Below are 4,052 nucleotides of genomic sequence, written 5' to 3' on the forward strand. Positions count from 1 at the left end.
AGCGCCGTGCCGAGGATCATCGCGCCGGTCGCGCCGAGCGGATGGCCGAGCGCGATCGCCCCGCCGTTGACGTTGACTTTGTTCGGATCGACCTCGAACGCCTGCAGGAAGCGCAAGACGACAGCGGCGAAGGCCTCGTTGACCTCGAAAAGATCGATGTCGTTGATCATCATGCCCGAGCGCGCGAGCACCTTCCTGGTCACATCGACTGGGCCCGTCAGCATGATCGCCGGCTCCGAGCCGATGTTGGCGAAGGCGCGGATTTTTGCGCGCGGCTTGAGCCCCGCTTTCTTGCCCGCCTCGCGCGAGCCGATCAGCACGGCGGCGGCGCCGTCGACGATGCCCGACGAGTTGCCGGCGTGATGGACGTGGATGATTCGCTCCACCTCCGGATGCGCCTGGATGGCGACCGCGTCGAAGCCGCCCTGTTCGCCGGGAATGACGAAGGACGGCTTGATCGAGGCGAGCGACTGCATGTCGGTCTGCGGGCGCATGTGCTCGTCATGGTCGAGCAGCGGAAGCCCGTTGACGTCCTTGACCGGCGCGATCGAGCCCTTGAAACGCCCCTCGTTCCAGGCGGCCGCCGCGCGCTTCTGCGACTGGACGGCGTAGGCGTCCACATCGTCGCGCGAGAAGCCGTATTTCGTCGCGATGAGGTCCGCGGAGACCCCCTGCGGCATGAAATACGCCGGGATCGCGAGCGACGGATCGGCCGGCCACGCGCCGCCCGAGGCGCCGATCCCGACGCGGCTCATCGACTCGACGCCGCCGCCGATCGTCAGGTCATGCTGGCCGCTCATCACCTGCGCAGCGGCGAAGTTCACCGAGTCGAGGCCCGAGGCGCAGAAGCGGTTGATCTGTACGCCCGGCACCGTATCGCCGAAGCCCGCTGCCAGAGCGCCATGCGGGCGATGTCGCCGCCGGCTTCGCCCACCGGGTCGACGCAGCCCATGACGACGTCGTCGATCCGGCCTGGGTCGAGCTGGTTGCGGTCCTTGATCGCCTTCAGCGCCGTCGCGGCGAGGTGAAGGGTCGAGGCGGTGTGAAGCGATCCGTCCGGTTTGCCGCGGCCGCGCGGCGTCCGCACGTGATCGAAAATGAAGGCTTCTGTCATACTGTTTCTCCCTGCGGCGCGCCGGCCGCGATTGATGCTAGGTGTCGTGATCGGGATGCTGTCGGGACTCGACGTTGACCCCGGGTCCGAAAAGGCCGGCGATCTCGCGCTGAGGCAGGCCGGCGATCGCGTCGATCCAGGGGACCTTCGATTCGACGCCGTACTGCATCCGGGGCGGGACGTCCGAAGGGCAGTCGAGGCTGCCGAGGGTGATCGAGATGCGATCGCGAACGAGGATGCGGTAGGTGAGGGGCGTACCGCAGTCGGCGCAGAAGCCGCGCTCGGCGATGGCCGAGCTGGCGAAGACTTTCGGCGAACCGCGCGTCCAGTCGAGGTCGGCCATCGGAACGCCAGCGAAGGCCATGAACGGGCCTCCGCCAGCCTTCTGGCATGCGGCAGTGGCAGACGTTTTCCCCGGTCGGCGGGCTCGCCAGCCAGTAACGCACCGCGCCGCATTGGCAGCCGCCGGTGAGGCGAACCTGCGCTTCTCCGCTCATCCTACCTCCCTGTTCCCGCCCTGTTCCGGCCGACCCTAAAAGACTTCCGCCGGCAGGGCCATGAGGGTCGCGGCGCCGGCGGAGAGGCGGGCGAGATGCGCCCCGGTCTCCGGAAGCATACGCTCGCCGAAGAACCTGGCGAGGGTCAATTTGGCGTCGAGCGTCGGATTGCTTTCGCCTTTCGCCTGCCGGGCGAGCACCGCCTTGACGATCCGCGCCCACATGTAGCCGAGCGCGGTTAAGCCGAAGAGATGCATATAGTCCGTCGACGCTGCGCCGGCGTTGTTCGGGTCGGCGAGGCCGTTCTTCGACAGCCACATCGTCGCCTGTTGCAGATGTCCGAGGGCGGTCTGAACGCCTGCGAGATAGGGCGCGAGAGCGGCCTCCTCCTTGCTGGCGGCGAGAAACTGGCCGACCTCGCCGAAGAAACCCATGATCGCGCGTCCACCGTCCTTCGGCAGCTTGCGGCCGACCAAGTCGAGCGCCTGAACGCCGTTGGCGCCTTCGTAGATCATGGCGATGCGGGCGTCGCGGACGAACTGTTCCATGCCCCATTCGGCGATATAGCCGTGACCGCCGAACACCTGTTGCGCTTTGACGGCATTGGCGAAGCCCGTATCCGTAAACACGCCTTTGATCACCGGCGTCATCAGGCCGAGGCGGTCGTCCGCGGCCTGGCGAACCTTCGGATCAGGCGAGGCCAGCGCCTCTTCCTGCGCCAGCGCGACGGAGACGAGCAGCGCGCGCGCAGCCTCGTTGAACGCCCGGATCTCGAGCAGCATGCGACGCACGTCCGGATGGACGAGCAGGAGGTCGGCGGGCTTGTCGGGCTCGGCGGGCCCCTTCAGCGAACGGCCTTGACGACGCTCCTTCGCGTACGCTGCGGCGTTCTGATAGGCGACCTCGGAAATTGCGAGACCCTGGATGGCAACCCCCAGGCGCGCGCCGTTCATCATCACGAACATCGCCGGCAGGCCGCGATGCTCCTCGCCCACCAGCCACCCCTTGGCGCCGTCGTAGTTGAGCACGGCGGTGGCGTTGCCGTGGATGCCCATCTTGTGCTCGAGGGAGCCGCAGACAACGCCGTTGCGCTCCCCGGGCTTGCCCTCGGCGTCGGGAAGGAACTTCGGCACGACGAACAGCGAAATGCCCTTCACGCCCGCCGGCGCGCCTTCGATCCTGGCGAGTACGAGATGGATGATGTTGTCGGCGAGGTCATGCTCGCCGGCGGAAATGAAGATCTTCTGACCGGTTATGGCGTAGGAGCCGTCGGGCTGGGGGACCGCCTTGGTTTTGATCAGGCCGAGATCGGTGCCGCAGTGCGGCTCGGTCAGGTTCATCGTGCCCGTCCACTCGCCGGTCGTCATCTTCGGCAGATAACGATCCTTCAACGCGTCGCTGGCGTGCGCCATCATCGCCGCCACCGCGCCGTTGGTCAGGCCGGGGTACATCGCGAAGGCGAGATTGCTGGAGATTTCATACTCGCTGAACAAGGCTGCCAGAAAGTGCGGCAAACCCTGGCCGCGGTATTTCGGGTCGCCCGCAAGGCCAACCCAGCCGCCCTCGACGAGCGCCTTGTACGCCTCCTTAAAGCCTTTCGGCGTGGTGACGCTGCCGTCCTCGTGGCGCGTGCAACCTTCGAGGTCGCCGACACGGTTCAGCGGCTGCACGACCTCCTCGACGAATTTCGCGCCCTCGGTCAGGACGGCTTCAACCACGTCGATCGGCGCTTCCGAAAATCCGGGAGCGTTCGCGTAGCGGGCATACTCGAAAACGTCGTTCAGCAGGAAAACGGTGTCGCTCACCGGCGCTTTGTAAGTCGGCATTCTGCTCCTCGGACATCATGAAACACTACGGCGCGCGCCCATCCTCGCGCACGCTGCCGCCGGGACTGTTCATATATGAACTATTCGGGCGCGCTTTGCAACCCTATTCGACAACAGCCGGCGAGCGCAGGCGCGATCGCCGGGGGGTCGGGCGACAAAGCAATCGTCAATTCAGGAGCGCGCTTCGCGGCGTTCGCATTCACGCTGCATTGAAGCGGCAGGACTCGAATAAGCTTCCTGCCAGTCGACGCTCCAATATCGCAATTCGTCGAGTGGGATGGGTTCCCCAGTCACCGCGCAGCGCACGAACGCGCCGGGTCGAAGAATCCGGAAATCGCCGTCGAGGAACTCGACTTTGGCTTCGCCCGCCTCGACGGGCCGTCGCTCGAACTTGTTCATGGCGAGTGTTTCTTTCAGTTCCCTCGTTCTATGCCATGGACGGCGAGGGAAGGGAAAGCGCCATGTCGGATCCGTCGCCCATGTCGCCCATCACGGCTCGGAATCCAGGTTAACGGTCATTTCATTTGCAGGATCTGCAAGAGAAAGTCGGGATCCCAAGAAGCGGCTTTCCTTCGGGTTTTGACGCTTCCCTTGGATTTGTGGGCGCGCAGGAGA

General features: G+C 65.6%; 3 protein-coding genes and 1 pseudogene. All 4 read right to left on the reverse strand.

Translation table 11 applies throughout. The features are described from left to right. A pseudogene (locus tag ACLP25_RS11345) lies at positions 1–1,114 on the reverse strand (acetyl-CoA C-acetyltransferase); the annotation flags it as partial. A 37-nt stretch (positions 1,115–1,151) separates the two neighbouring features. Beyond that, on the reverse strand, positions 1,152–1,478 hold the full coding sequence (locus ACLP25_RS11350; RefSeq protein ID WP_442469302.1) for a GFA family protein: 327 nt from the start codon (positions 1,476–1,478) through the stop codon (positions 1,152–1,154). 168 nt (positions 1,479–1,646) lie between these two features. After that, positions 1,647–3,437, reverse strand: a complete 1,791-nt coding sequence (locus ACLP25_RS11355) for an acyl-CoA dehydrogenase C-terminal domain-containing protein (protein ID WP_442469303.1) — start codon at positions 3,435–3,437, stop codon at positions 1,647–1,649. Positions 3,438–3,608: 171 nt separating this feature from the next. Next, complete coding sequence (locus ACLP25_RS11360) at positions 3,609–3,836, reverse strand: DUF2093 domain-containing protein (RefSeq protein ID WP_442469304.1); 228 nt, start codon at positions 3,834–3,836, stop codon at positions 3,609–3,611. Positions 3,837–4,052 lie beyond the last annotated feature (216 nt).

The sequence above is a fragment of the Roseiarcus sp. genome (assembly GCF_052145395.1).
Lineage (GTDB): Bacteria > Pseudomonadota > Alphaproteobacteria > Rhizobiales > Beijerinckiaceae > Roseiarcus.